Origin of the sequence: Halomonas sp. HK25, assembly GCF_047795635.1 — a bacterium.
GTDB lineage: Bacteria > Pseudomonadota > Gammaproteobacteria > Pseudomonadales > Halomonadaceae > Halomonas.
The window spans coordinates 359,276-385,532 of the sequence record NZ_CP181044.1; the positions used below are offsets into that span (position 1 = coordinate 359,276).

A 26,257-nucleotide genomic window follows, 5' to 3' on the forward strand; every position below is an offset into this window, starting at 1 on the left:
CCAAAGCAGCGCCGGATAATACTTCGGTCGCGATACCGAGCTGGTCAAGGCCTCTCGGCGCGCCAGAGCGAGGCGCACGGTGCGTTCGGAACAGCCGATCTGATGCGCAATGTCCACAATGTGGGCGCCTCGCTGGAGATGTTGCCTTATCATGAGGAAGTCTTCTCGGCGCGTCAGTAGTGATACTCACATCAAACTGTTATTCCCTTGCAGGTAATGACTATGTCGAAAATATCAGTGCCCTATACCGAAGTCGCCCCCTTCAAGCCGTTCTCCCTTGTGCTGGGTATCATCATCGGCCTAGCTGTTTTCTTCCTGCTACCCGGATCGCTGGCCCTCAATGCCCGCATAGTGGCGGCCATCGCCATGCTGATGGCCACCTGGTGGATGACCGAGGCGATTCCCATCCCCGCCACCTCTCTGTTGCCCCTGGCGCTCTTTCCCTTCTTCGACATTGCCTCGGTGGGAGAAACGGCGGCCCCCTATGCCCACAGCATTATCTACCTGGTGTTGGGGGGTGTCCTGCTCGGTCTGGCCACGCAACGCTGGAACCTGCACCGGCGCATCGCGTTGCTCGCGGTGCTGGCGGTGGGCACCAAGCCCGCGCAGATAGTCTTCGGCCTGATGGCCGCCAGCTGGTTCATCACCATGTGGGTCAGCAACACCGCCACGGCGGTGATCATGGTGCCGATCGGTGGCTCCATCATCGCCCTGGTGAAGTCCCTGGGTAACGGTGATGATACGCCCAAGTTTTCCGCTGCCGTGCTGTTGGGCATCGCCTACGCCATCACCATCGGGTCTATGGCCACCCTGATCGGCCAGCCGCCCATGGCGCTGATGCGCGCTTACATGGAAAACACTCATGACATGAGCATCGGTTTCGGCCACTGGATGCTGATGGGGGTGCCGTTCTCTGCCACCATGCTGGTCGTGGCCTGGTTCGTGCTCAACAAGCTGGTTTTCCGTTCGGAAGTCGACGATATTCAGGGCGGCCGGCACTTGATCGAGACGGAGCTCAAGGGCATGGGCCGTCTGACACTGGAAGAGCGTCGCGTGCTGATGGTCTTTGCCGGCGCCGTGTTCTGCTGGGTGTTCCTGCCGCTGATTGCCAGGATCCCAGCCGTGCAGGCGGCGCTGCCATGGCTGTTGAACATCAACGACACCAGCGTGGCGATCGTGGCGGCCATCTTGATGTTTGTGATTCCTGCCTCGAAGGGGCGGGGTGCTCTGCTGGATTGGACGGACACCCGGGACGTGCCCTGGGGCGTATTGATCTTGCTTGGGGGCGGCCTGACGCTCTCCGCCCAGTTCACGGCCACCGGCCTGAGCGCCTGGATCGGCGAGGGGGTGTCGGGTCTGGCCGGGTTTCCACCGATCCTGGTGCTTGGCGTAACCGCCCTGATGATCATCCTGTTGACCGAGCTGACCAGTAACACCGCCACGGCGGCGGCCTTCTTCCCGATCATGGGGGCGATCGCGGTTGGCCTCGGCATCCAGCCCTTCCTGATGACCATCGTGGTGACCTTGGCCGTCAGCTGCGCCTTCATGTTGCCGGTCGCGACGCCGTCCAACGCGGTCGCCTTCGCCACCGGGGATCTGCCGATCAAGAACATGATACGGGCGGGCATCTGGCTCAACGTGATCGGCCTGCTGGTGATCATCGTCGCGCTTTACACCATCGTGCCGCTGGTGTTCGACGTTTCGCTCTGACACTTCCCCCAGATCAACGACGGCGCCTTGATGGCGCCGTCGTTGTATCCGTCTGAGGCAGTCCCTACGTCGCTGCGGCTGGTGTACCCTACCGCCATCGTTTCCACCACGCTGAGCCGCGCATGACCCAGTCCACCTACCGCCACTACCCCAGCTTCACTCGCCGCTATGTCCGCTCGGTGATGAAGATGATGGGCTTGCCGAAGAAGCCCCGCGTCGAGGCTGAGATCTTCGGTCAGATGGTGCAGGACGAGCAGGTGGTGCATTCCATCAACGGCGAGATCCTGATGCTCGAGTGGCACCATGGCCGCGAGGGCAGGGTGATAGTGCCGGAGCCGACGCTCTCCGAGTGGCTGCAGACGGTGCAGCTCAGCAAGGTGCAGGGCGACGCCTGGTCATGGCCCTGGGAGTTCAGCACCCTGTCGTTCCCGGCCAAGCAGACCTTCCACGGCCATCCGATCGACGGTGCTCTGGTCGCCTGGGTGGATTCCACCACGCTGCCGGGCCGCTACGAGGCGTTCCTGCGCGCCCATGCCAACCCGCATGGCGTAGACATGATGGGGCTCGGCGATCCGTGGTTGATCGTCGCCATCCACAATCCGCTGGATACCCAGCCGAGCCTCAATCGCACTATGCTGCGCGGCGCCTTCAAGCCCTCGCAGATCAGCGACTTCATCAACCGCGAGGCTATCGAGCACGCCGGTGGACGGGCCCAAGCCCTTGGGGACGAGGAGGGCATGATCCTGCGCGCCGTGGTGCGTTACGTGTTGTCGCTGGGCATGTACCTCTCCGCCTACCCTGAGGCACAGTCCAGTGGTGTGCCGGCGTGGATGAAGAACAAGCACCCGGAGGGGAAGAAGGGCGTGCCCTTCGCCCAGGTCGGCTATGACCGCCAGGATCGCGAGCTCAAGCTGGCCATGACCGCCCCGCGCTCGGTGTCGCCCTACTGGCGACAGCTGCGCGACGCACGCTACTACCGTGGCAAGTGGGTCGACCACCGCCCCGGGAGCCGCTACGTGCTGGTCAGCGGGTATGAGGTCGGGGCGGGGAAGACGGTAGGGGTCGAGGAAATTGAGGAGTCGATGAAGAAGTTGGTCCGTCGCCAACAGTTAATGGATACTCAACCGCCTATGGGGTTAGTGTATAACTTGAAGTGATCTGGCAAGGTGAAGGCCCATGCATCCCTCAGGCAGTACAAAAAACCGAACTTTTTTAGATGTCCTAGAGGATCCCACGAATTCAATGGGTACCTTACAAACAGCGTCTTTTACCAAAAGCGGAATCACACTAGCCCAGCATCGAGCCCCAGCTCATAGATTCTCCTGTGGCCCAACCTCGGATTTAGTCATCATCGTGCAGCAAAACATCGCCTCAAGCTCTGCACAATTCGACCTTGGCTGGGGCTGGCGAGAGCATTTTTGCGCAGCACCAACGGCTGTCTATGTCATACCACCTCAGGCAGATGTGCGCTGGGAAATTAATGATGAATCTCAATGTATTTACTTCGCGGTTCCATATGATCACGCTTCAGTGTTGCTTGAACAAATGGAAGTGGCTTCACCCAAAGAGTGCCTTTGGAGTTTGGCCACATCTGGTTTCAATGAAGCCTTGATTCATGAGCTGGTCCACAGACTTTGGCGTGCAAATTTATCATCTGATTCTGCCTGTGAGCTTCTTCTAAGCAGCTACAAAATCGCTATCATTCATGCTTTATCGCAGCGATGGTCAGAAACCCATGAGAAGGTAGTAAGCGCCAAGGTGAAGCTCAGTAAAGCCCAATTGAGGTATGTTCTCGAGTTCATTCGGCATAATTTGGGGGAGCCATTGTCTGTAGAGTCGCTAGCGCATTCACTCAGGCTTAGTCCTTTTCATTTTGCAAGAATGTTTAAGAACTCGACAGGACATTCACCGTACAGCTATGTTCAAAGCCTGAGGATCGACAAAGCAAAAGACTTACTGACTACGTCCCCAATGAGTGTGTCTGCAGTAGCCGACAGGTTAGGCTTCAGTAGCCAGAGTTATTTCTCTCGCGCATTCAAAGCTAAGGTTGGCTGCTCGCCTGATAAATTCAGGAGGCGGTTGCTTTTCAACATCCGCTAGAGTATAGGTGATGTAGAGTTAGTAGATGCACTGAAGACGCTCTGCGGACACAGGACCACAGAGCGATATAAATAACCACCTGATGCTTTTCTAGGCTATTGATGGGATCAGCGTGGGTTCATTGGTGAGAAGATTCCCGCACGTGCCTCGATAATCTCAGCAGCATCCAGTAACGTATCCTCCCTGAAGCGCCTCCCCAGAAGCTGTACCCCCACTGGTAGTCCTCCTGAGACCCCTGTGGGAACTGATAACGCTGGAAAACCAACGACGGGGATTGCCATCATTGACCAGTTTGCAGCCATCACTCGACGCATGCTATCCACGCTTTTTATGTCGGCATCTTGTTCGAAGGCCTGCTCAGCGGAAACTGGCAGCAGGACCAAGGGGTAGTCCTCTAGGAACTGCTGAAGCTGTGCTATCAGTGTGCCCCGACGAGCATAGCCGTTCATGTAATCGCTGAGTCCCGGCTGCGGTCCCCACCAATCTTCTGCGACTGCATAGTAATGGGCCGCCGCGCGCTGCATTCCCTCATCACCGATCTCGGCAACCATTGGCATGATCTGCCGAAACTCTTCCATCGCCAGCAGATACCATAGCCGGTATGCTTCAGCCAACAGGGGAAGACTGATCTCTTCAACCACGTACCCTGCATCTGTCAGCCAATCGCTCGCCGCATCAAGCGCCGCGTTCACGGCTGGCTCCGGTGTGGAAACCCCAACATCGCGCAGCAGTCCAACTCGGAGTGGACGGTTGAGTGGCTCTCCCAGCAAAGGTACTTGTGCATGCAGGCCATCACGCGGATCAAAACCGCTCATACCGCTTAGGGCTAAACGAAGGTCAGCCACCGTACGGGCTAATGGTCCTTGAGCAAACATGGTTTGAACGGATAGTGCTTGATCAGCGTCCGCTGGACCGTACCAGCTTGGGACGCGACCGACAGTAGGCCGAATCCCGGTGACGCCACAGCAATATGCTGGTTGTCGAACAGAGCCGCCGATGTCATTGCCGTGGGCAATCGGTACCATACCAGTTGCTGCAGCCACCGCCGCCCCGCCGCTTGATCCGCCGGGCGTTCGGGAACTGTCCCATGGGTTTAGCGTTCTGCCATGTAGATCGTTATTGGTAAACCACCGGTAGGAGAACGCAGGCGTATTGCTCCGACCGACGAAGACGGCACCCGAGTTACGTAGGTTCGCAACTTGGGGGCTGTCTTTTTCTGCAACATTGTCTTTGAAAGCGACAACACCGTTGGTGGTTGCGTGCCCGGCCTGATCGCTGTTGACCTTCACCGAAACCGGCACGCCGTGCAATGGTCCCAGTGCCTCGCCACGAGCCACAGAGCGGTCCGCCTCATCAGCCATGGCCAAGGCCTCGTCTGGCGAGACTTCTACCAATGCATTGAGTAGAGGGTTAACTTTTTCGATCCGCTCCAGGCAACTTTGTACGGCTTCACGCGAAGAAATCTCGCCGGTGCGAATCCCGCGCGCGATTTCGGTAGCGCTCCAGCACCACAGCCCCTGTGACGCGGAGGTCTTATCGGCGGTGACCTCGATATTTTCTTTGTTGTTGTGCATGAGTTTCTCCATCTAGTATCTTGACATACAAAAGTTAGAAATCTGCGATGGAGCAGTTCAACGGTTCCTTTGTTCGCGGACTTTGCGTACAAATTTCCCTCCTGCTCCCGGACTGATCTTAACCTTCGAAATAGGCCACAAGTGGCCTCAGATAAACAAAGAGAGCAAGATCTGTCATAAGTAGCAAGAATTTGCATGAAAGGGCTGCTTCCTCCAAGAAGGCTAGCTCGATTTACGCCTGTAGGGTCACGGATCTGACACCTTCGTGGATACGCCGGCGGCATATGCAGCAAGATGTCGGAATGCTGGAAGGCCACGACACAGTAATGTCTTGGGCGCCTCTTGGCTGAGATTAGTCCGTCATTTATTTCAGGGGCGTGACTGGAGCGGAGGAGCACACAGGTTGAGGGGATTCTTCACCCTGTGTGAGGTTGGTGGCTAGGTCGCGACGTTTACGGATGAGCAGTATTTCCGTATCCACCTTAAAGCTGGGGGACTTGGCCTTGTCATGGCCGGGGACGAGGAATTCCGCCCCGTCCCTGCGCCTGCTGCCACACCCGTCTGGCGGGACAGCGGCATCACTGCATGCTCCTGGGAGGTGGCCGGGAGCGGTGATTCCCCGGCCCAACGACAGCTTACTTGCCAGCCATGGTCTTGGCGGCTGTGTACTCGGCGTCCAGGCCGGACTGGGTATCCAGCGAGGGATCGATTGTCTTAAGCCCGACATGCATCATCGACAACAGCTGCAGGCCGGAGAAGTCGCCGTCCAGGCTTTTGAGCGTGTAGCGCTTGTCAGGGTCGTTGATGGAGAGGCCGCTCTCACCGAGCTTGGCGATCTCGAACACCACTTTGGCGAGTTCCTGCTGGTCCATCTTCGCGAACGTCTCGATGGCACCGGTCATGTACATCACCGCGTCCATGCGTAGGCCACCGTCGGCCTTGGACTTCATGGTGTCCTGGGCCAGGCGGCTGATCGCCTTCTTGGCCTCGGTGGCGATGGGAGAGTTCGGCTCCAGCTCGATGATTTGCTGGTAGATCCCGATGATCTGCTCGGCGTTGTCGGTGCCCAGCTCCTCCAGGTTCAGTGCCAGGCCATACAGTGTGCTGACATCCTTGGGATTGGCCGCCAGGGCACGCTCGAAGTAGGGCTTGGCGTCTTCATGCTTGCCGCGCTTGGCCAGCAGGCCGGCCAGGTTGCGGCTGATCCACAGGTCGTCGGGCAGCTTGTCGGCGGCGTTGCGCAGCGTGGTTTCGGCCTTGTCCAGCTCGCCCAGCTTCACATAGGCGAAGCCCAGAGCCGCGTGGGCATGGGCGTAGTCGGGCTCCGCCTCGGTGCAGGCCTTGAGCGGGGCGACCGACTCCTCGACACGCCCCATCTCGGAGAGACAGACGCCGTAGTTGTAGAGGATCTCGGGGTCATCGGTCATTTCGGCCATGACTTCGAGCGCCGGCAGCGCGTCCTCGAGGAAACGGTGCTCGAGCAGGCCGAGGATGTAGTGCTTCGGCTCGACGCCTTCCTGCGGCACGGCCACGCCAAGGACATGCCCGTCTTGGACCACGATCGCTGCCGTGTAGCCCTTGGCCGCGTATTGGAGCGTGATGGTCTGCAGTACCGCATCCTCGAAGCCCGGGTCATCTCGCGGCGGCAGGCCATCGATCTTGATGTCATCGAGGCTGCGTTAGAAGATCTGGGGGGCTTGCGGCATTGCGTCACCTACGGTGCGGAGAGTGAGAATTGCGGCCAATGGTACCAAGGAATGCCGCAAGTGTTGGAGAACAAACCCAGTGACAGGTCAGGTCATGGTTCCGGTGGTTAACCCATGCCACTCCGCCAGTTGCTGGTTGGCCTTGAGCCTCTGACGCTGCAGTAGCGCGCTATCGAACAGGTGGCTCAATGACGCATCGGCAGGCACCAAAGGCAGAGAGGCCTGGGCCTCATCACGGAATTGAACCGCCAGGTTGGGCTCTGCGTCCAGCACCTCCCACCAGGCCAGGATGTCCTGCCGAGCGCTTTCCATTAGTGGCGCGGCGGGCAGTCGGTCTGATTTTGCGGCATTGGCGCGCTCGGTGGCCGGCAACAGATTCCACAGGTCGTTGTTCTGCCATCGCGACCAGGGGAAGCAGTGATCCACGGCATAGGCGCGGCGTCGCAGATCCTGGTGCGACCACACGCAGTGCAGCGGAGCTTCTGTCGTCAGACGCCGGGTGATCAGCTGGCGGACCTGCTGGGTCTCACGCCGGCTGTCGGGCCAGGCCAGTGCTCGGTGCAGCAGGCCAACGTCGGCTTGCGGGTTGTAACCTTGCATCAGCTGCACCCACTCATGGTTGATGGCCGGCTCCAGCCAACAGGCGTAGCGGCTCATGCAGTCCCATAGCGGTGTGGGTACCCGATACTCACCGAAGCCTGCCAGCATCTGGGTATCCAGCCGGGCAGATTGGCTCGAAATCCGCACACCGCGACGCTCCCCGGCAAACACTGGCTGCGAACTGCCTGGCCAGGTGGTGTAGTGGGTGGGCATTCGTACGATGGTCTGGCAGGCATCGCGAATGGCCCGCAGTACGGTCGCGGCCATCTCAGGGTCTGCCAAGGGACTGCCGATCCGCATATCGCCGGGAGCGATCTGTGCCAGTTGGTGAAAATCGTCCTTGGCAAACCCGTAGCCCCGAGAGCCAGGTGACTGTCGCAGCCGGTGGTCCAGCAGCAGCGGGCGGTAGAGCAGTAGCCAATAAAGCCCGACTGCGCCCAGCGGCAGCGTGACCCAGTCGTCATCGCGCCGAGTGACGATACCGGGCGCGGTGTCGGCCAGGCGCACCAGGGTGCGTAGCAGGGCAAGCTTGTAGGTGGAAGACTTGTCGTCGTTGACGATGATGTGGCGCAGTACGGGCAACGCCCCGGTGCCGTCATCGGGTAGGCGATAGACGCGAAGCTGCCAGTCCACCGATTCACGACCCAGCTGGTCGTCGCTATGAGACGCCGCGACCGGCAGGAGAGCGAGATCCTGAGCCCAGCGGTCCAGTGCAGCCAGGCTCACCTCGAAGAACTCACGCTCATCGCCGCTGGCCCCTTGCCGGCAGGTGATGACAAGCACTCCCCCGGGTGCCAGTAGGGTGGTCAGCACTCGCAGTGCTCGTTGCTGCTCATCGGGCCGCAGGTGCATCAATACCGCAGAGACCAGAATCAGCGAATAGCGCTGAGAAAGAGCCCGTACTTGAGACAATGAGGGGAAACGGTCATCCAGCCAGGTGACGTCACTGCCCAACGTGTACGTCCGCCCGAGCAACCGTAGGTTTTCTGCCGGCTCTACCGCCAGAACCTGCCAGCCACACGCAGCCAGCGCCTTGGCATCGCGCCCGCTACCTGCGCCCACATCCAAGGCCATGCCGGGTTGGTCCGGTAGCAGGGGGAGCCAGTCACGGTGCACCTGGTCGAAGTCGACCGACTGATACTGATCGAAGAAGCGTCTGGCATTTTCGTGGTAGGGCCGCTCGCTCGACATGGTGTCACTTCCCTTTGACCAGATAGCACCACGTTACCGCCCGGCCCATTAGAATGCGATATGACGAGAGGCTGCCTGGCTAAGCCCATGCCTTGGCGGCCGCTGGTGAAATGCACCGTCATAGGGGTGTGGCCATGTGTGGACGTTTTGCCCTCTACAGCGACTACCCGAGCCTGGCTGCGTCGCTGCGCCTGCCGCTGGAGGCCACCGAGGCTGACCAGGTGCCACGCTATAACGTGGCGCCGGGCACCTGGGTTAGCGCCGTGCGCCGGTTGGACGATGAAGGACCTCTGGTGCTGGATGCCATGTGGTGGGGCTATCACCCTCATTGGGCAGGTGAGGATGCCCCCGAACCCATCAATGCCCGGGTTGAGAAGGTCGCAACCTCGAAGTATTTCCGCGGCGCCTTTGCCCACCACCGCTGCCTGGTGCCTGCCAACGGCTGGTTCGAGTGGACGCAAATTGATGGTAAGAAGCAGCCCTATTTCCTGACACGAGAGGATGGTCAGACGCTCTGGCTGGCGGGTATCTGGTCAGAGCGCCCGGACGGCAAGCCAGGTTGCGCCATCCTCACCGAGCCGGCACGTGGCGTTGCGGCCCAGGTTCACGACCGCATGCCGTTGGCGCTGGATGCCGCCAGCCTGGCGCCGTGGATGGACCCGAATCTGACCGACCGCGAGACCATGCGGCAGGTCATTCGTCACCTCGATCCCCGACAGATCACCCATTGGCCAGTGAGTCTCCGCGTCAACGCGCCTGTTCACGACGATGAGAGCCTGATCGCATCACTTCCATCACGGTGAGCCCGGCTGTGGCGCCGGTTGCTTGTGGGTTGAATGGCGTAGCTAACGCAGCGCTCGATATGGGCATGGCAGGCGCGACAGCGAATCCAGAAGCGTCCCTCGGCGCGCCACATGAACTCGAAGTGGGCCCAGGTCCTGGGCTTGTGGGTCAGTCGCTGGCTCTGGCCGCAGCCGCATATCAGTGCACAACTGCCATCATTCAACCAGGTCAGTACGATGGTCTCCATGCCGTGTCCCACTCTGTTATCAGTGTTCATGAGAAACACTGTGGGCCAGGCGACAGCAGTTCGGTGTGAGCGATGTCGGAAAAACACCGTGGCGTTTGGCTGACAGCGTGTCAGCGCATTCGGGGGAGTTAGTCCCAGCGAGTCGTCCAGCGTGGCGTGCGGTTTGCGCAGCGCAGGTGCCAGGCTGTAGCGCGTCAATCTGGATGAGAAGCCAGCGACAATCAGGATGAGAACCGGGGTGTCGCGGACCCTTCACTTTTACCCTTCCTTGCTTGGTGAACACGTTGCGTCAGTCGCGTCATTGTCGCTGGGCGACACAGAGTGACTCGTTTTGATTGTCGCGCGTGTTGCCGGTCGCCCTCGTGAACGCTTGTTGTCCATCGCGGTGCGGCGACGATAGCTGTCGACATTGAGCTCGAACAGGGTGGCGTGATGTACCAGGCGGTCGACGGCGGCCAGTGTCATGGCAGGATCGGGGAAGATCTTGCCCCACTCGCCGAACGGCTGATTGGCGGTGATCAGCAGTGAGCGCTGCTCATAGCGGGCGCTGATCAGCTCGAACAACACGCTGGTCTCGGCCTGATCCTTGGTGACGTATGCCAGGTCGTCGAGGATCAACAGATGGTACTTGTCGAGCTTGGCGATGGCGGCCTCGAGGGTGAGCTCTCGACGGGCCACCTGGAGCCGCTGCACCAGGTCGGTGGTGCGGGTGTAGAGCACCCGGTAGCCCGCCTCCACCAGGGCCAGACCGATGGCCGCCGCCAAATGGCTCTTGCCCCCGCCGGGAGGGCCGAACAGGATCAGGTTGGCGCCTTCGTCGAGCCAGCGGTCGCCGCTGGTCAAGGCCATCACCTGGGCCTGGGAGACCATTGGCACCGCCGTGAAGTCGAAGTTGTCGAGCGTCTTGCCTGGCGGCAGTCGGGCAGCACTCAAGTGGCGCTCGAGCCGGCGCCGGGCCCGCTCGGCGAGCTCGTGTTCGGCGAGGGTGGCCAGCAGCCGCGCCGCCGGCCAGCCCTCCTGATCGGCCTGGTCGGCAAAGTGCGACCACACCCCTTTGATGGTGGGCAGGCGCAGGTCATTGAACATCAAGGTCAGCCGTGCCGCGTCGGTCATCGATGATGAGCTCATGCCACACCGCCCATGACCGGCTGGTCCATCAATGCGTTATAGGTGGCCAACTCCACCAGGCGCACCTCGATATGGGGTAGTTCACTTGGGGCGGGCCCGAAGCGAGCCCGCAGCGTGTCGAGGTGCGGCAACTCGCCGGCCACGAGCAGCGCCTCCAGGTGCTGCGCGAGTGCCGCTTCACAGCCCCGCTCGTGGGCCAGGGCCAGCAGGCCGACCATGCAGCGGCAGGCCGGGCGGGCGTCCCGCCCGGCGAGCAAGGCGTCGAAGGTGCGCCGATAGGCGTCCCGCGGGAACAGCTGGTCGCGGTAGACCAAGTTCAGCAACGCCATCGGCTTGCGCCGCAGGGCATGAATGACGTGATGGTAGTTGACCACATGGCCATGCCGGCCGCCGCGCCGGGCGCGCCCGCGGGGCAGCGTCATCAGCGCACTGCCGCCGATGAACACCTCCAGGCGATCGTCATGCAGGCGCACCCGCAGCTGATGGCCAATCAACCGGGAAGGCACCGAGTAGAACACCTTACGCAGCGTGAAGCCGCCGGAGGACGTCACCCGCACCCGGATCTCCTCAAAGTCCTGGCTACGCTGCCGGGGCAGCGGCTGCAGCAGGGCGCGTTCGGCGTCGATGCGGGGCTGATGGCGGGCGTTGCGCCGGCTGACCAGTTCATCGATGAAGGCCCGGTAGGCGGTCAGGTCATCGAAGTGGCGTGAGCCGCGCAGCAGCAAGGCATCGCGGATGGCACGCTTGAGGTGGCCATGGGCACTCTCGATACTGCCGTTCTCGTGGGCCACGCCGGGATTGTTGCGGCTGGGCAGCATGCCGTAGTCCCGGCACAGCGCCTCGTAGCGCTGGGTGAGGTCATCCTGTGCCGCCTGCTCGAGGTTGCGAAAGGCCGCCGACAGGCTGTCGGTGCGGTGCTCGCGCGGGGCGCCGCCGAGTGCCCACAAGGCGTTCTGCAGCCCCTCCGCCAGCGCGACGAAGCTCTCGCCGCCCAGCACCACAAGGGCGTGCTGGAAGCCGCCATACACCATCCGGAAGTGGTACAGGCGATGATCCAACGGCCCCTCGGCCACCGTGACCTGCAGGTCGGCCATGTCAGTGAAGTCGGACAGGCCCAAGCGTCCCGGTTCATGGGCCTGGCGGAAGATGACCTCCTGCTCCGGGCCATGCACCGCCCGCCAGGCGCGCACCCGACGTTCCAGGGTCCGGCGAACGCCGTGTTCGAGCTCGGGATGGCGGCGTCGCAACTCCTCGAACAGGGCAACCGGTCGCAGCCCCGGTGCCGCCTCCAGCAGGGGAACCACCTCTTCCTCGAAGAGGCCGGCCAGCGGATCCGGTCGGCGGCGGGTGCGTGGCGACGCCGTCTGTGACGGCAGCCGGGGGTCATTCTCGAGGCGGTAGGCGGAAGCGGTGCTGAACGCGGCCTTGGCAGCGGCGGTGGCGGGACTATCACTACGGCGAAAAGTCATGTAAAGCCTCACTTGGTGATCGGTGATGTGTCGTCCCGGCACGGGGTGATCCTCTTTGGCGAGAAGACCACTCTAAGCCGGGTTGGCCGCGATCACCCGGCGGGCTCCCCTTGGGGATCCCGCCGTTCTTGTGTCGTCGAGGTCGTTCGGGCTACGCCCTCACGACGTCGACGACACAAGACATCGGCTTTCTCATCTTGATTGTCGCGTGACTCTCATCTTGATTGTCGCTCTATATCAGGCTCCGCAAAGGTTACCGTACCGCTCCCCATCTTGTGGTTGAGCGCATCCAGCGTTGCCATCAGCTGGTCGTTATGCTTGCGCTGCACCTGGCTTTCCGGGGCATCGAGTAGCGAGGGCTGTGCGCGGTTGGCATCGACCAGATCCACCAGCATCACACCGGCATTCATGAACCGGTGGTGGGGGCGCTAAATAGCCGCGAACGCCTGACTGGCCGCATGCAGGATGTGGTGTCGACGCCGCACTCCCAATCCGGACAACCTTCAGTGACGTTGACAGTGGCGGCTGTCAGCGGTGGGCTGCGGCAGCTCCACCGCGGCGCTGGGAGAATACTGTGACAGGTCAGGGCGATGCTTGACTAGGACTTGACGAATTGCTCGGCGACTAGCTGGACGTGATTCCCGCGTGCCCATTGATGGTCGGATGAGCTGCCGCGATGTCGATCTCTGCCCCAGTGGGCACCCGGTTAGTGATGACATCCAGCCGTTATCACGTGATTACTTGCCGCGCCACTGAACCTGGTCATGGGATGCTCACCTCGACAATGGTCAGGACCATGCCCCCTCACCTCTCAGTGTGGGCGCATTGGCGCCGAGGCAGAGTGGAAAAGCCTCCATCCACTTGGATCTGCGGTGGGGCCGAATCGAGCAATCGCTCGGTCTACCCGACTGCTAGGCTGCGGGCCACCAAGGCATCAGCATGGTCTACGCGCTCATGAAAACCTCTCATGACAACGCTTAACAGTATCAATGAATTTTTCGAGCACTGGCTCAATACGCCCTTTCGGCCAAGCAAGCACAAAGCTTGTCGGGTAATCAATTTCCCGGAGAGCTACTACAGCGAGACCGCTTGGGTAAATAAAATTTCTGCCAATCACGGTTAAGCCAACTCCCATGCCTACAGAAATTAAGTTCAGTTGAGTGGCTATTGTGCCTACTTCTTGGACTATCTTGGGCTCAAATCCAGCCTCCTTGCAAAGGATGTGAAGCCATCCATAATCAGGGTTTACACTTGACTTAGGTACCACGACGAAGTCTTCATTAGATAATTCTTTTAATTCAATGCTGCACTTTTTTGCAAGTCTGTGATCAGAAGGAAGTACTACCCCCAAGGTGCCTGTCTGTATGTGTAATGTTTCTAAAGGAGTATTGCTTAAAGATCGCCCAGCCCCTTTCTTCCTTTTGACATCACCTCCAGAGGGTCCAAAGTGCAAGAAGCCTGCATCGATTCTTTCTTTCGATAGCTCATCCAGCTGTGATGAAGTTGGTAGTTCCAGCAGTGACAAAGTAACGTCTGGATAGTTTTCATGGAAATCTTTTATGACGGCTCGGAAAAGAGGGTGTAACAGGGTCAGTGAGCCATAGCCAATATTAAGAACACCACTTTTACCTTGCCCAATTCGCTTTGCCATCAAACAAGCTTGGTCTAGATTTTCCATAATCTCTTTAAGCCTTGGTAGCAGAGCTCGGCCGGCTGCGGTTAGCTTCACCTGGTGTGAAAGTCGATCGAACAGTTGCGTGTTAAGCTCTCCCTCAAGATCTGAAATTAGTTGTGAAACGGCTGGCCGGGTAATGTTCATTCTCTCAGCAGCACGTCCAAAATGTTCTTCTTCTGCTGCGGCAATGAAGTATCTGAGATGTCGAAGCTCCATAGTATTAATGACCCTTATGTAATCGAGCTGTGGGTTTTTGACAACCTTGCCACTATACTAAATCCCTTTCTATGCTGTAATAGTGAAGTGCAGGCGTGTTTTTCAATTTTAACTCCTGGGGTGATGTGATATTTTGAGTAACGACCAAGTGTATTAGCGCTTCAGGAGTCATTCTGTAATGGCCTATAATTAACACATGCTTGGCTTGTTAGCCACATTTGCTATCAGCTAAATAAAAAATCACCAGTTACTTCAGGGTGGCGTCCCTTCCTTACGTTCCGTTTACCACACATTCAGTTATCAGGGAATACTACTATCGGCCTACGGAGCCGCTAAACATTTCGTTGCTGGCAAGCTGCACCGCCTCAGGGCGGCTATTTCCAACTTGTGTGTCTCCTGCCAGCCAGATTGCCCCCGGCAAGGGCAGGTGAAATGCGTACTGACGACATCAACTTGGCCCTCGTATCGTGTCGCCAGTACCAGATTGGCCACCCTAAACAGGTGGGATGGCGGTGCCTGATTCTTGCCAGCATCTAGATTTTTATCGTCGTGGTGTGCGCCCATTAATATATATGCGGTAATGTTCTCTGACCATGGCTAAGGAAAATATAACTCGACGGAGTTTTTTTTTCTGTTCTACCATCCCCGTCTCACGCTAAATAAATGATGATTTAAGTGGCGTGTAAAAGACTTGAGGTTGTGATAATTGCCTGTAAACCTGAACAAGAAGGATAACTATGAAGTTCTATAAAAGGCTCGCGGCTACTTTGTTTTCGGTTGGCGCAATGGGGGTAGGCGTCGCGCAAAGTGACACTCCAAGGGTTGATGTAAGCCCCTATGGGCAGGTGAACTTGGGGTACATGTTAGGAGAAACTGGGGAGGGGACGGAAAGCTACATTGTCGACAATTTGAATAGTATGAGCCGTATTGGTACTTGGGTAAGAGGAAGCTTTGACGATACTGGAATCACTGTTGGAGCACATATTGAACTTGGCTACGTACAAAATCCGTCAAATGCAGTGTCGCCTGATAATCGAAATATATCTGGTGAATTTAGAGATAGGCAGCTAAATATTTTTGTCGAAGGAGATTACGGTAAGTTCTCTCTTGGACAAGGTGATGGCGCGGCAAATAATAATACTATCGCAGATCTGTCGGGGACAAACGTTGTTTCTTTTACTAATCCGGCAGTAGTTGGAGGAGGCCTTCCTTTTGTTGATCGGACAACTGGGGAGGGGGTAAGCCTTAGAAATGCCGTAAGTAATCTTGATTTTGAAGGCCGCTACTCGCGGATTCGATATGATGCGCCATCAATCGGCCCAGTCGATTTCTCGATGAGCCATGGTGTCAAGAGCAGCTCCGACGTCACTGAGGTGGGTGCCAGGTTTTCGGCCCCTGTCGCCGGTAGGCTAATTGCGAGAATTGGGTATTCGGTTAGAGATGTGGGTGATATCACAGGTGATGTAGAAACAGTTGGCGGCTCTGTTTCGTGGTTGCACGATAGCGGAGTTAGCCTGACTGCAGCATACTCAGAATCATCTGATGATAATGTTGAGAATCCACGATCTAGTTTTTATTGGGGGAAGGCTGGATACAGGATAAATGAGTATCATGCTGTCGATATTCATTATTCGGAAACAAGCGATCTCAGTGTTAGAGGTGATCGTGCCGAATCTGTTGGAGTCGGGTATGTCTATACTCCAAATAGGTGGCTTGATGTGTATGCTGGTTATAGGAATCACGCATTGTCTAGAGTGGAGGCGGATTATGACGATGTCAATGTTTTGATGCTGGGGTCTAGAATCAGGTTCTGATCAGTGTGTAGCTATAGGTGTTGTTTTGATTGATGCTTTGCGGCCTTTTTTGGCCGCTTTTTTATTGCTGGCTATTTGTAGATATGGTTTTTCATTTTTTGATAATTTCTTCAGTGGGCTCCCTTTTTAGTTTGAGGGATTCCCCTGGTGTTGCTCTATCTCTGCACAATTCAAGATCAATGCGGTGCCGAATGGTTATATGTGATTTAGATTTCGCACATGTAAGCAGTTTCGGTTATGTTTTCATGCAATCCTGCGAAAGGATAGTTGGGTAAGAGAGGCTTTAAAGGTCAATTATCTACAGGTCTTGTGTGGCTGTGAAAGGTTTTTATTTCTTGATATTAAATTCTCTGGTTTGGCCTGGGGTATGCATTTTACGGGTGGTGCGTTTATTGAAATGTTTGAATTTTATTGTTCTTTCATGCGGCACATATAAGCCTGGTTAGTTCATCTTACCCTCCACCGCAAAAAAACCAACTCGACTTACCGTCTGTGGGTTTCGATACTGGGATCATCCTCCGAAAAGGACCATTGAGATGAGTACAGTCCCCGCGTTACCCCAGCCTCTCCAGGGCCTCAAGGTGGTCGAGTTGAGCCACCTCATTGCTGGCCCATACTGTTGCCAGCTGCTGGCCGAGGAAGGCGCTGAGGTCATCAAGGTAGAGCCTCCTCACGGTGAGCTGTCGCGCTCCCGTGACCCCATGCGTCCAAGTGAGAAAGGTAATGTGTCTGCACATTACGGAGCGCTGAATCGCGGAAAGAAAAGTATCGCTCTGGACCTTAAGAACTTGGAAGGCATGCGCGTCTTTCGCTCCTTGCTGGAATCCGCCGATGTGTTCGTGACCAATATGCGGGCGGCAGCGCTGGGGCGGCTGGGCATTCATCCTCACGCCCTGCGTGAAGCGTTTCCGCGGCTGGTTGTCGTGTCGATTTCGGGTTTCGGCATCGATAACGCAGGTGAGTATGCCGACCGTGCCGGCTTGGCCATGGTGGCGGAGGCCATGTCTGGCACGACCGGGCTGACCCGTGATCACTCCGGAAATCCAGTGTGGTGCGGCTTTGCGTTGGGGGATGTCCTGGCGGGCATGACCGCACATTCGGCCATTCTCCTGGCCTTACGCAATCAGGAACGGCATGGGGTGGGGCGGTTGGTGGATCTGGGCTTAGTCGAATGCACTTTGCCGATGGTGTCGGTAGCCTTGGCGCGCGTTCAGATTGCCGATGCAGCTTTCTCTGCCTTTGCGGGCTCCAATGACTTTCATGGTGTGCCGTACGGTGCATTCCCGGCAAAAGACGGCTACGTCAATATCGGTGTTAACCGTGATGATTTCTGGCACCGCTTGTGCGCTGCCATGGGTCGCGCCGAGTTGGGGCTCGACGAGCGCTATGCGACTTATGTCGAGCGGGCGAAACGACAATCTGAAGTACATGCCATCACTGAAGAGTTTACTCGCCAGCATACTCGCGCTGAGATTACTGAAAAGCTGGGGGAGTTCGATGTGCCCGTTGCCGGCATCTTGAGCATGGCGGAGGTCATCGAGGATGGCTACTTGAAGCAGCGGGGTGCCCTTCGTGAAGTCAACGATGGCCTAGGCGGCACGCTCACCTTGCCAGCAGATCCCACAGGATTTGAGCCGGCTCCTGATTCTTCACGCATTCCCCAGCTGGGTGAACATCGTCATGCACTATTAAGCGAGGGGCTCGGCTTGTGTGATGACGAGATAGTAAAGCTTGAGCAGACAGGTGCATTTGGCGCATGTAATCCGCAATAACTAAAACTTAACAACTACCCTTACATTCTCTCTATCCAGTGATAAAAGGATGCCACAACATGAGTAATGAAGATTCCGCTCGCCTGACCCTTGAAGAGATTCGTGAAGTCACTCGCTCAGTGTGCGCTCGTTATGATGATGAGTACTATCGTGAGCTGGATCGCACCGAAGGCTTTCCGCACGACTTTATCAAAGACGCCATGGAAGCCGGCCTCGGCTCGGTCATGGTTCCAGCGGAATACGGCGGCATGGGTCTGGGTGTTCGTGAGGCGTCTGTGGTGGTGGAAGAGATCCATCGCTGTGGTGGTAGCGGCTCCAACCTGCACGGTCAGATGTTCATGATGGGCATCCTGGCGCGTCACGGTTCTGATGAGATGAAGCAGGAGATCCTGCCGCTGGTGGCGTCTGGCGAAGTGCGCCTGCAGTCCTTCTCGGTGACCGAGCCGACCGCCGGTACCGATACCTCCAAGATCACCACCAAGGCCCGTAAAGAAGGTAATGAGTGGGTAGTTAGCGGCCAGAAAGTCTGGACCTCCCGGATGGACCACACCGACTTCTTCATGGTGTTTGCCCGTACCAGTCCGGTCAAAGACCCGAAGAAGCCGTTCCAGGGTCTGTCCTGCTTCCTGGTGGACAAGCGCAAGATCGATCCCAAAACCCTGACCACCAAGAAGATCGATGTGATGTTCAACCATCATACCTACGAGGTCTTCTACGACGACATGCGTATCCCGGAAACCTGCATGATCGGAGAGGAAGGCAAGGGCTTCAAATACCTACTGGACGGCTTGAACGCCGAACGGATTCTGATCGGTTCCGAGTGTATCGGTGATGGCCGCTGGTTCCTGGACCGTGCGGTTAAGTATGCCAACGAGCGGGTGGTGTTTGGACGTCCGATCGGCACCAACCAGGGGGTTCAGTTCCCGATTGCCAAGGGCTATGCCCAGCTTGAAGCGGTCGACGCCCTACGCTGGAAAGCAGCGGACATGTTCGACAGCCACGAAAACTGCGGTGCCGAAGCCAACATGTTGAAGATGCTGGCGTCCGAAGCCTCCTGGGATCTAGCCAACACCTGCATGCAGACCCACGGTGGCTTTGGTTTGGCCCGGGAATATGACGTAGAGCGCAAGTTCCGTGAGAACCGGATTTTCCAGATCGCACCGATCTCTACCAACATGGTGCTCAACTACGTCAGTCAGCACGTCCTTGGCCTGCCGCGTTCGTACTAAGGAGCATGAATCACCATGACCTCTCTGTACTTCGAAGAGTATACCGACGACTGGGCCTTTGAAACGGAGGCTAAGGTGGTTACTGAGGAAGACATCCAAGCCTACGTGGCACTTTGCGGATTTCAGACGCCGACCTTCACGGACATGGCATATGTTCAAGCGTCCAATGACTATGCAGGCCGTATGGCGCCGGGTTTGTTTGTTCTCAGTATGGCGGAGGGGTTAGTGCTGCAAGCGGGGTTGACGCGTCGTCGAGGGATATTCCTGATGGAGCTCAACCCCAAGTTCAAACAGCCAGTGTATGCCGGCGAATCCATTCGAAATCGTGTACGGCTGCATAGTAAGCGGCTAACGAGAAAATCGGATCGCGGGGTGGTGGTGACTTCTCATGAGGTGGTTAATGACCGTGATGAGCTGGTCATCAGCTACATATCGACCCGAATGATACGTACTCGGGAGTTTGTTGAGATGGGTAATTAGACTTAATTTTGAATTACTAGTCTTTTTGATGTTTAAGAAACTGATTTGTTTGGCTTTTTCTAATTTTTTGTATTTTTTATTTGGTGTTCAGGAAGAGGTTCTGGTCAGGCGTGAGGGCTGATGTAATACACCCTCCCCGCTCCTAACGTTTTTTACATGGTGGCTTATGAAGATATTAGTCGGAGTGAAGCGAGTTGCTGATTACAATGTAAAGGTAAGGGTTAAGTCTGATCGGACAGATATTGATCTTGCCAACGTCAAAATGGCCATGAACCCCTTCTGCGAGATCGCCGTGGAAGAGGCGGTGCGCCTGAAGGAGAAGGGTGTCGCGACCGAGATCGTCGCCGTCAGCGTGGGACCCAAGATGGCCCAGGAGCAGCTGCGTACCGCCCTGGCGCTGGGCGCCGATCGCGCCATTCACGTCGAGACCGACGAGCGCGTCGAATCCCTGGGTGCGGCCAAGGCGCTGGCCAAGCTGGTCGAGGACGAGCAGCCGGGCCTGGTGATCCTCGGCAAGCAGGCCATCGACACCGACAACAACCAGACCGGCCAGATGCTCGCCGCCCTGACCGGCCTGCCCCAGGGCACCTTCGCCTCCGAGGTGAACGTCAGCGGGGACGGGGGTGATGGAAAGCTCCAGGTCACCCGCGAGGTGGACGGCGGCCTGCAGACCCTCGAGCTGAGCCTGCCGGCCATTGTCACCACCGACCTGCGCCTGAATGAGCCGCGCTACGCCAAGCTGCCCGACATCATGAAGGCCAAGAAGAAGCCGATGGACGTCAAGACGCCGGCGGAACTGGGTGTCGAGGTGGCCTCGAAGGTCAAGCTGCTCAAGGTCGAGCCGCCGGCCGAGCGCCAGGGTGGCATCAAGGTGAGCTCCGTGGACGAGCTGATCGACAAACTCAAGAACGAAGCAAAGGTGATCGCATGAGCATCCTGGTCCTGGCCGAACATCACGATGGCGCTCTGTCCAGCGCCACCGCTCATGTGGTCGCGGCTGCTCAGCAGATCTGCGGCGATATCGACGTGCTGGTGGCCGGTAAAGGCGTCGGCGCCATCGCTGAAGCCGCCGCCAAGCTGGATGGCGTGAGCCGTGTGCGCGTGGCCGACCATGCTGCCTACGCCCACCTGCTGGCCGAGCCCACCGCGGCGCTGATCAACGAGCTGGCCGGCGACTACGGCTACGTGCTGGCGGCCGCCTCCACCACCGGCAAGAACGTGCTGCCTCGCGTCGCCGCACTTCGGAACGTAGCGCAGATCTCTGAGATCATCGCCGTCGACGATCCGGACACCTTCAAGCGCCCGATCTACGCCGGCAACGCCATCGCCACGGTGCAGAGCGAGGACATCCTTAAGGTGATCACCGTGCGCACCACGGGCTTCGATGCCGTCGGCTCTCTACAAGATCAGGGCGGCAGCGCCGCGGTGGAAGCGGTGGACTTCGTCGCCGACAACGCCCAGTCCTCCTTCGTCAAGGAGATGCTGGCCCAGTCCGACCGCCCCGAACTGGGGGCCGCCAAGGTGGTGATCTCTGGTGGCCGTGGCATGGGCAACGGCGAGAACTTCAAGCTGCTCGAGGGCATCGCCGACAAGCTCGGCGCAGCCATCGGCGCGTCCCGTGCCGCGGTGGACGCTGGCTTTGTGCCCAACGACATGCAGGTGGGCCAGACCGGCAAGATCGTCGCCCCGGACCTCTACATCGCCGTGGGCATCTCGGGTGCCATCCAGCACCTGGCGGGCATGAAGGACTCCAAGGTAATCGTGGCCATCAACAAGGACGAGGAGGCGCCGATCTTCCAGGTGGCCGACTATGGCTTGGTTGGTGATCTGTTCGAGGTGATTCCTGCCTTAGAAAAGAAGCTCTAAGCATCTTCCGTGTATTACACCGCTGGAGAGAAGTGACCGTCAATTGGAGTCCCGTAGGCTAGTGGTCTGATTATTGTGTATTGGCGTGAATCAGCTCTGTATGGAAAGTTCCACGCCAGTCTACAGGATATTAAAAATCTTGATTTCTTGGGAAAGGATTCTCAAAGGGGGGGCGCATGGAACCATATTACGACCTGCCACTACGGCACTGTGGAAAAGGGTTGGACTTACTAAAAGACGTCAAAGTAATCGATCTTACAACATCTATCGCTGGTCCATTTTCCACTCAGATGTTGGCTGATATGGGCGCTGACGTACTGAAGGTCGAGCGTATTGGCGTTGGTGACGACACCCGACACTGGGGGCCGCCCAACTTGGCGGAACAGTCGTTGTGGTTTCTCAGCGCCAACCGCAATAAACAGAGTCTGGCTCTAAATTACGCCGACGAGCGAGGTCGAGAGCTGCTGCACGGATTGATTGCGGAAGCTGACGTGGTGGTGCTGAACAGCTTGCCGCGGGTGCAAAAGAAGCTGGGGGTAGACTATGAAACCCTGTCACGGATTAACCCAAGCCTGATCTTCTGCTCCATCACTGGCTTCGGGCTGACCGGCGAGCGGGCCGATTGGGCTTGCTACGACCTTATCGCCGAGGGCTACAGCGGCATTATGGACCTCACCGGGGAGCTCGATGGCGGGCCGCAGAAAGTGGGTGCGCCTGCAGCAGATATGCTGGCGGCCATGGATGCGGCGTTTGCCATCAACGCCGCCCTCTACGATCGCCGCGTCACCGGCAGAGGCCACCGACTGGATATCTCCTTGGTTGAGAGCATGACCCGGTTCCTTGCGCCGCGGATCATGTCCTACCTCGGTTCCGGCGAGTTGCCCCGCCGTAGCGGTGGCAAGGACAGCGTGATCGCCATCTACCAGTCTTTTGAGACAGCGGACGAGCCCATCACCTTGGGCCTGGGGAATGACAATATCTGGAAGCGATTCTGGCGAGCCGTAGGACAGGAGGAGCGTGGGTTGGGTCCGGAGACGGCGACCAATGCCGGTCGCCGAGCCCGCCGCGCCGAGCTGGTGTCGGAGATCCAGGATCTGCTGCGAGAGCGGCCGCGGGAGGAATGGCTGCAGCTGTTCCGCTCCAGCGGTGTACCGGCCGGGCCGATCAATCGCCTGGATCAGGTGGTGCGCGATGAGCACCTGCGCGAGCGCGGGCTGTTTTACCAAGTTTCCCAAGGCGAGCAGGCCATTCCTCAGGTGGGTGCCGGACTGCAGGTGGACGGACGGACAGATACGGTGCGCTCTCTGCCGCCGCGCTTGGGCGAGCACACCCTCGAAGTGCTTACTCAGCGGCTGAAACTTAACCCTAGTGAGATCAATACACTACTTGCCGGGCGCATCGTCGAAGCCAGCTAACAATCGACTGTCGAAGAGGAACTAAGCATATGAGCTATAACACCATTCTGTATCGCGAAGATGGCCCGGTCGGGATCATCACTCTGAACCGGCCCGATGATGGCAACATGTTTAACGTCGAGATGTGTCACGAGATCCGTGATTGTATTGAAAGCATCCGCCGAGAAACACGCACTCGGGTGGTGGTGATCACCGGCGCCGGGGACCGCTTTTTCTGCGTTGGCGGGCGCAAGGACGGTATGGAGGATACCAACCTTTATGCCGGTGTACTGCCGACTCTCGAGATGTACGAGGCCATTGATAAGCTACAGAAGCCGGTGATTGCTTCCGTGAACGGCTACGCAGTCGGCGGCGGTAATGTGCTGCAGGTGGTTTGTGATATGACCATTGCCAAGGAAAGCGCCATGTTCCGGCAGGTCGGCCCTATGGTTGGCAGCTTCGACGCTGGCTTCGGAACCTGGTACTTGGAAGATCTCATTGGCAAGAAAAAGGCCAAGGAGATGTGGTACACCAACCGCAAGTTCAGCGCCCAGGAAGCCTTGGACATCGGGCTGATCAACCGGGTAGTGCCGGACGACGATCTCGAGGAAGAGACCCGCAAGATGGCCCTCGAAATCGCCGATCGCGGTAGCTTTGCGCTGGCTTCCATTAAGGCCGCCTTCAACGCGCGTCACGGCGGCGTCCAGGGTCTGGCACGCATGGCGCATGACCTACTGCTACGTACCTACCTGAATACCGACGAAGCCAAGGAGCTCGGTGAGGCCTTCGCCAGCAAGCGCAGTCCGGACGCCGAGCGCTTCGGGCACTAAACGCTTCGATCGGAGGTTTTCCATGAAGCCCTTGCTTACGATGCACAACCCGGCGGTGGCCCGACAGTACTACATTGACGGCTACTGGAAACAGGATACGTACTACTCCCTGCTGCGCCAGCATGCCCATGCCCAGCCTCGGGCTTGGGCACTGCGAGATTCCCGCAACCGCCTGACCTACGCGCAGCTACTGGAGGCCGTGGACGAGCTAGCAGTGGAACTGCACTCCGCCGGATTGGTGGCAGGCGACCGGGTATCGATCTGGCTGCCCAACGCCATAGAGGCGGTGGTGATCTTCCTTGCCTGCTCGCGCAATGGCTACGTGGCCAATACTTCGCTGCACCAGAACTATACGGTAGATGAAGTGATCCGCTTGATGACCCGGATGGAATCGGGGGCTCTGTTCGCCAAGCCCGGGTATGGTGCCGACGCCGATCGCCGCGACATCTTCAGCGAGGCTCGCAAGCTGCCTTTCCTGAAGTGCCTGTACACCTTCGATGAGGACACCCACTGTCGGTTGCGCTATGTCCCTGTGGATGGGGATGCCAAGACCGACGTAAAGCTGCCCGCCTGGGACACCAATGCGGATAAAGTCAGCTATCTGGCCTTCACCTCCGGTACCACCGGTGAGCCCAAGGGTGTGATGCACAGCGACAACACGCTGCTGGCGAACGGTCGTGCCATGGTGGAGGAGTGGGGGCTGGTCCCGGAGTCGGTCATCTTTACCCTGAGCCCATTGAGCCATCACATCGGCACTGTCGCTCTGTCGCAGATGCTGGTGGCCGGCGCCGAACTGGTGGTCAACGATTGCCCGCCGGGGCTGGAGGTGCTGGATTACATCCGCGAGAGCGGTGCCACCTATGTCATGGGCGTTCCAACGCACGCTATGGACCTACTGGCTAAACTGCACCAGCAGAACCGCACCGATCTGGGCCAGGTCCGCACCTTCTACATGGCTGGGTCGCCGATCCCACGGGAGGTGGCCCAGGCCTTCCTGGACATGGGCATCCGCCCGCAGAACGTCTACGGCATGACCGAGAACGGCTCACACCAGTTTACTCTACCCACGGACGATGTTGAGACAGTAGTGGCCACCTGCGGTCGTGCCTGCAAGGGCTTCGAAGTCTCCATTTGGGACCAGGAAGATCGCGACCGTCGTCTCGGCCCCAGCGAGATCGGCGAGATCGCGAGCCGCGGGGCACAGCTGATGCTGGGGTACTTCGCCAACCAACATGCCACCCAATCCTCCTTCAACCGCTATGGCTGGTTCATGAGCGGCGATCTCGGCTGGCTGGACGAGAACGGCTGCCTCCACATCGCCGGCCGCAAGAAGGACCTGATTATCCGCGGCGGCCATAACATCCACCCCAGCAACATCGAAGCGCTGGCCATCCGCCACCCGGGCATTGCCGCGGCAGCTGCCGTGCCGGTGCCCGATGAGCGGCTGGGTGAGAAGGTATGTCTGGCGGTGGTCAACGATCAGCACCTGGAGCCCTATGACGTGCTGGAGCACCTCAACGATGAGGGGCTCTCCAAGTACGACATGCCCGAGTACTTCATCACCATGGACACCTTCCCGATGACCGCCAGCGGCAAGATCCTCAAGCGGCAGATCACCGAGTGGGTGCGCGAGGGCAAACTTAAGCCGGAGCCCGTGCGCTGGACCGGGAGCCGCCACAACACGGAAGGAGGCCTGATCACATGACGGTAGAACTGAGCAGGGTTGGCGACTACGCGCTGATCACTCTGAATCGGCCCGAAGCGCTCAATGCGTTGAGCTTCCAGATTATCCGCCAGCTCGGCGAGGCCTTCGACGAAGTCGCAGGCGGCGATGCGCGGGCGCTGATTATCACCGGTGCCGGAGACAAGGCCTTCTGCGCCGGCGCGGACATCCAAGAGTTGATGGACCGTTCCTTGGTGGCGCAGAAGCGTGGCGCAGAGCTGGGCCAGCGCACCTTCGCCAAGCTCGACAGCCTGCCGGTGCCGTCCATTGCCCTGATCAACGGCTACGCCTTCGGTGGCGGCCTGGAGATGGCATTGGCCTGTACTTTTCGGCTGGTCACGCCGGCGGCCAAGCTGGGCTTGCCCGAGGTCAAGCTTGGCCTGATCCCCGGCTATGGCGGCACCCAGCGCCTGCCACGGCTGATCGGCCAGGGCCGGGCCCTGGAGATGATTCTCAGCGCCGAGACCATCGACGCCGAGAAAGCCCTGCGCATCGGCTTGGCTAACCACATTGTCGAGGCCGAGGGGGCGCTGGAGGCTGCCCAGCAGTTCGCCGGGCGCTTCGCCCGCTTCAGCCTTCCGGTGATTGGCTGCGCCCGCCAGGCGGTGCAGCGCGCCCAGGACGTGAGCCTGGAAGAGGGGCTGCGTATGGAGGCTGACTTGTCGACGCTGGCGTACCAGACCGAGGACTCCGTCGAGGGCATGGCCGCTTTCGCCGAGAAACGCTCGGCACAGTTCAAGGATCACTGAT

General features: G+C 58.6%; 22 protein-coding genes. 15 read left to right on the forward strand and 7 right to left on the reverse strand.

Features of this window, described 5'->3' with window-relative positions; translation table 11 throughout:
• The first annotated feature begins 222 nt into the window (after positions 1-222).
• The 3 genes from ACM26W_RS01805 to ACM26W_RS01815 all read left to right on the forward strand — a co-directional run bounded on the left by ACM26W_RS01805 (position 223) and on the right by ACM26W_RS01815 (position 3,810).
• Positions 223-1,710 carry an SLC13 family permease gene (locus ACM26W_RS01805; RefSeq protein ID WP_416139174.1) on the forward strand — a complete coding sequence of 496 codons (1,488 nt, stop codon included), beginning with the start codon at positions 223-225 and terminating at the stop codon, positions 1,708-1,710.
• 122 nt (positions 1,711-1,832) lie between these two features.
• Complete coding sequence (locus ACM26W_RS01810) at positions 1,833-2,867, forward strand: hypothetical protein (protein ID WP_416139175.1); 1,035 nt, start codon at positions 1,833-1,835, stop codon at positions 2,865-2,867.
• A 19-nt stretch (positions 2,868-2,886) separates the two neighbouring features.
• On the forward strand, positions 2,887-3,810 hold the full coding sequence (locus ACM26W_RS01815) for a helix-turn-helix domain-containing protein (protein WP_416139176.1): 924 nt from the start codon (positions 2,887-2,889) through the stop codon (positions 3,808-3,810).
• Between the two features lie 107 nt (positions 3,811-3,917).
• Here the strand turns inward: ACM26W_RS01815 and ACM26W_RS01820 are convergent, their stop codons facing one another.
• Together ACM26W_RS01820 and ACM26W_RS01825 are read right to left on the reverse strand one after the other, a co-directional pair.
• Positions 3,918-5,384 (reverse strand): amidase family protein, encoded by a 1,467-nt coding sequence (locus ACM26W_RS01820; protein WP_416139177.1) that lies wholly within the window; start codon positions 5,382-5,384, stop codon positions 3,918-3,920.
• A 635-nt stretch (positions 5,385-6,019) separates the two neighbouring features.
• Entirely contained in the window at positions 6,020-6,916 is an 897-nt protein-coding gene (locus ACM26W_RS01825) for a tetratricopeptide repeat protein (RefSeq protein ID WP_416139178.1), read from the reverse strand.
• Between the two features lie 18 nt (positions 6,917-6,934).
• On the opposite strand from ACM26W_RS01825, the gene ACM26W_RS01830 reads away from it, so the two are divergent.
• Positions 6,935-7,201 (forward strand): hypothetical protein, encoded by a 267-nt coding sequence (locus ACM26W_RS01830; RefSeq protein WP_416139179.1) that lies wholly within the window; start codon positions 6,935-6,937, stop codon positions 7,199-7,201.
• Here the strand turns inward: ACM26W_RS01830 and ACM26W_RS01835 are convergent.
• On the reverse strand, positions 7,178-8,881 hold the full coding sequence (locus ACM26W_RS01835; protein ID WP_416139180.1) for a methyltransferase domain-containing protein: 1,704 nt from the start codon (positions 8,879-8,881) through the stop codon (positions 7,178-7,180). The genes ACM26W_RS01830 and ACM26W_RS01835 overlap by 24 nt on opposite strands.
• 134 nt (positions 8,882-9,015) lie before the next feature.
• On the opposite strand from ACM26W_RS01835, the gene ACM26W_RS01840 reads away from it, so the two are divergent.
• Positions 9,016-9,684: an SOS response-associated peptidase gene (locus tag ACM26W_RS01840; protein WP_416139181.1), complete on the forward strand. Its 669-nt coding sequence runs from the start codon at positions 9,016-9,018 to the stop codon at positions 9,682-9,684.
• Positions 9,685-10,169: 485 nt separating this feature from the next.
• Here the strand turns inward: ACM26W_RS01840 and istB are convergent, their stop codons facing one another.
• The 4 genes from istB to ACM26W_RS01860 form a co-directional block, all read right to left on the reverse strand.
• Complete coding sequence (gene istB / locus ACM26W_RS01845) at positions 10,170-11,039, reverse strand: IS21-like element helper ATPase IstB (RefSeq protein WP_416139182.1); 870 nt, start codon at positions 11,037-11,039, stop codon at positions 10,170-10,172.
• Positions 11,036-12,550, reverse strand: a complete 1,515-nt coding sequence (gene istA / locus ACM26W_RS01850; RefSeq protein WP_416139183.1) for an IS21 family transposase — start codon at positions 12,548-12,550, stop codon at positions 11,036-11,038. The genes istB and istA overlap by 4 nt, the downstream gene beginning before the upstream one ends.
• A 173-nt stretch (positions 12,551-12,723) precedes the next feature.
• Positions 12,724-12,903: a DUF4113 domain-containing protein gene (locus ACM26W_RS01855; RefSeq protein WP_416139184.1), complete on the reverse strand. Its 180-nt coding sequence runs from the start codon at positions 12,901-12,903 to the stop codon at positions 12,724-12,726.
• Positions 12,904-13,460: 557 nt separating this feature from the next.
• Positions 13,461-14,399, reverse strand: a complete 939-nt coding sequence (locus ACM26W_RS01860) for a LysR substrate-binding domain-containing protein (protein WP_416139185.1) — start codon at positions 14,397-14,399, stop codon at positions 13,461-13,463.
• Between the two features lie 737 nt (positions 14,400-15,136).
• Between ACM26W_RS01860 and ACM26W_RS01865 the strand changes: the two genes are divergently transcribed.
• The 10 genes from ACM26W_RS01865 (at position 15,137) to ACM26W_RS01910 (ending at position 26,256) form a co-directional block, all read left to right on the forward strand.
• The gene (locus tag ACM26W_RS01865) at positions 15,137-16,213 is read left to right on the forward strand and encodes a porin (RefSeq protein ID WP_416139186.1); all 1,077 of its coding nucleotides are present in this window, start codon (positions 15,137-15,139) and stop codon (positions 16,211-16,213) included.
• A 536-nt stretch (positions 16,214-16,749) separates the two neighbouring features.
• The gene (locus ACM26W_RS01870) at positions 16,750-17,985 is read left to right on the forward strand and encodes a CaiB/BaiF CoA transferase family protein (RefSeq protein ID WP_416139187.1); all 1,236 of its coding nucleotides are present in this window, start codon (positions 16,750-16,752) and stop codon (positions 17,983-17,985) included.
• A 59-nt stretch (positions 17,986-18,044) separates the two neighbouring features.
• Positions 18,045-19,214, forward strand: coding sequence for an acyl-CoA dehydrogenase family protein (locus tag ACM26W_RS01875; protein ID WP_416139188.1), 1,170 nt, complete (start codon positions 18,045-18,047; stop codon positions 19,212-19,214).
• Positions 19,215-19,229: 15 nt separating this feature from the next.
• Positions 19,230-19,694 (forward strand): MaoC family dehydratase, encoded by a 465-nt coding sequence (locus tag ACM26W_RS01880; protein ID WP_416139189.1) that lies wholly within the window; start codon positions 19,230-19,232, stop codon positions 19,692-19,694.
• 166 nt (positions 19,695-19,860) lie between these two features.
• Positions 19,861-20,625, forward strand: a complete 765-nt coding sequence (locus ACM26W_RS01885) for an electron transfer flavoprotein subunit beta/FixA family protein (RefSeq protein WP_416139190.1) — start codon at positions 19,861-19,863, stop codon at positions 20,623-20,625.
• Positions 20,622-21,560 (forward strand): electron transfer flavoprotein subunit alpha/FixB family protein, encoded by a 939-nt coding sequence (locus ACM26W_RS01890; RefSeq protein ID WP_416139191.1) that lies wholly within the window; start codon positions 20,622-20,624, stop codon positions 21,558-21,560. The genes ACM26W_RS01885 and ACM26W_RS01890 overlap by 4 nt, the downstream gene beginning before the upstream one ends.
• Positions 21,561-21,736: 176 nt before the next feature.
• Positions 21,737-22,975: a CaiB/BaiF CoA transferase family protein gene (locus ACM26W_RS01895; protein WP_416139192.1), complete on the forward strand. Its 1,239-nt coding sequence runs from the start codon at positions 21,737-21,739 to the stop codon at positions 22,973-22,975.
• A 29-nt stretch (positions 22,976-23,004) separates the two neighbouring features.
• The gene (locus ACM26W_RS01900; protein ID WP_416139193.1) at positions 23,005-23,784 is read left to right on the forward strand and encodes an enoyl-CoA hydratase-related protein; all 780 of its coding nucleotides are present in this window, start codon (positions 23,005-23,007) and stop codon (positions 23,782-23,784) included.
• 22 nt (positions 23,785-23,806) lie between these two features.
• A complete protein-coding gene (locus ACM26W_RS01905) occupies positions 23,807-25,489 on the forward strand; it encodes a class I adenylate-forming enzyme family protein (RefSeq protein WP_416139194.1) in 1,683 nt (560 codons plus the stop codon).
• Positions 25,486-26,256: an enoyl-CoA hydratase/isomerase family protein gene (locus ACM26W_RS01910; RefSeq protein WP_416139195.1), complete on the forward strand. Its 771-nt coding sequence runs from the start codon at positions 25,486-25,488 to the stop codon at positions 26,254-26,256. Before ACM26W_RS01905 ends, ACM26W_RS01910 begins: the two co-directional genes overlap by 4 nt.
• Position 26,257: the final 1 nt, after the last annotated feature.

Excerpts from the sequence above, each read along its gene's own strand:
- ACM26W_RS01855 (WP_416139184.1), bottom strand. The coding sequence starts at position 12,903 with ATGCTGGTGGATCTGGTCGATGCCAACCGCGCACAGCCCTCGCTACTC.
- ACM26W_RS01815 (WP_416139176.1), top strand. The coding sequence starts at position 2,887 with ATGCATCCCTCAGGCAGTACAAAAAACCGAACTTTTTTAGATGTCCTA.
- ACM26W_RS01900 (WP_416139193.1), top strand. The coding sequence starts at position 23,005 with ATGAGCTATAACACCATTCTGTATCGCGAAGATGGCCCGGTCGGGATC.
- ACM26W_RS01810 (WP_416139175.1), top strand. The coding sequence starts at position 1,833 with ATGACCCAGTCCACCTACCGCCACTACCCCAGCTTCACTCGCCGCTAT.
- ACM26W_RS01835 (WP_416139180.1), bottom strand. The coding sequence starts at position 8,881 with ATGTCGAGCGAGCGGCCCTACCACGAAAATGCCAGACGCTTCTTCGAT.
- ACM26W_RS01840 (WP_416139181.1), top strand. The coding sequence starts at position 9,016 with ATGTGTGGACGTTTTGCCCTCTACAGCGACTACCCGAGCCTGGCTGCG.
- ACM26W_RS01860 (WP_416139185.1), bottom strand. The coding sequence starts at position 14,399 with ATGGAGCTTCGACATCTCAGATACTTCATTGCCGCAGCAGAAGAAGAA.
- ACM26W_RS01820 (WP_416139177.1), bottom strand. The coding sequence starts at position 5,384 with ATGCACAACAACAAAGAAAATATCGAGGTCACCGCCGATAAGACCTCC.
- ACM26W_RS01910 (WP_416139195.1), top strand. The coding sequence starts at position 25,486 with ATGACGGTAGAACTGAGCAGGGTTGGCGACTACGCGCTGATCACTCTG.
- ACM26W_RS01890 (WP_416139191.1), top strand. The coding sequence starts at position 20,622 with ATGAGCATCCTGGTCCTGGCCGAACATCACGATGGCGCTCTGTCCAGC.
- ACM26W_RS01865 (WP_416139186.1), top strand. The coding sequence starts at position 15,137 with ATGAAGTTCTATAAAAGGCTCGCGGCTACTTTGTTTTCGGTTGGCGCA.
- ACM26W_RS01885 (WP_416139190.1), top strand. The coding sequence starts at position 19,861 with ATGAAGATATTAGTCGGAGTGAAGCGAGTTGCTGATTACAATGTAAAG.
- ACM26W_RS01805 (WP_416139174.1), top strand. The coding sequence starts at position 223 with ATGTCGAAAATATCAGTGCCCTATACCGAAGTCGCCCCCTTCAAGCCG.
- ACM26W_RS01870 (WP_416139187.1), top strand. The coding sequence starts at position 16,750 with ATGAGTACAGTCCCCGCGTTACCCCAGCCTCTCCAGGGCCTCAAGGTG.
- ACM26W_RS01875 (WP_416139188.1), top strand. The coding sequence starts at position 18,045 with ATGAGTAATGAAGATTCCGCTCGCCTGACCCTTGAAGAGATTCGTGAA.
- ACM26W_RS01895 (WP_416139192.1), top strand. The coding sequence starts at position 21,737 with ATGGAACCATATTACGACCTGCCACTACGGCACTGTGGAAAAGGGTTG.
- istB (WP_416139182.1), bottom strand. The coding sequence starts at position 11,039 with ATGAGCTCATCATCGATGACCGACGCGGCACGGCTGACCTTGATGTTC.
- ACM26W_RS01905 (WP_416139194.1), top strand. The coding sequence starts at position 23,807 with ATGAAGCCCTTGCTTACGATGCACAACCCGGCGGTGGCCCGACAGTAC.
- ACM26W_RS01880 (WP_416139189.1), top strand. The coding sequence starts at position 19,230 with ATGACCTCTCTGTACTTCGAAGAGTATACCGACGACTGGGCCTTTGAA.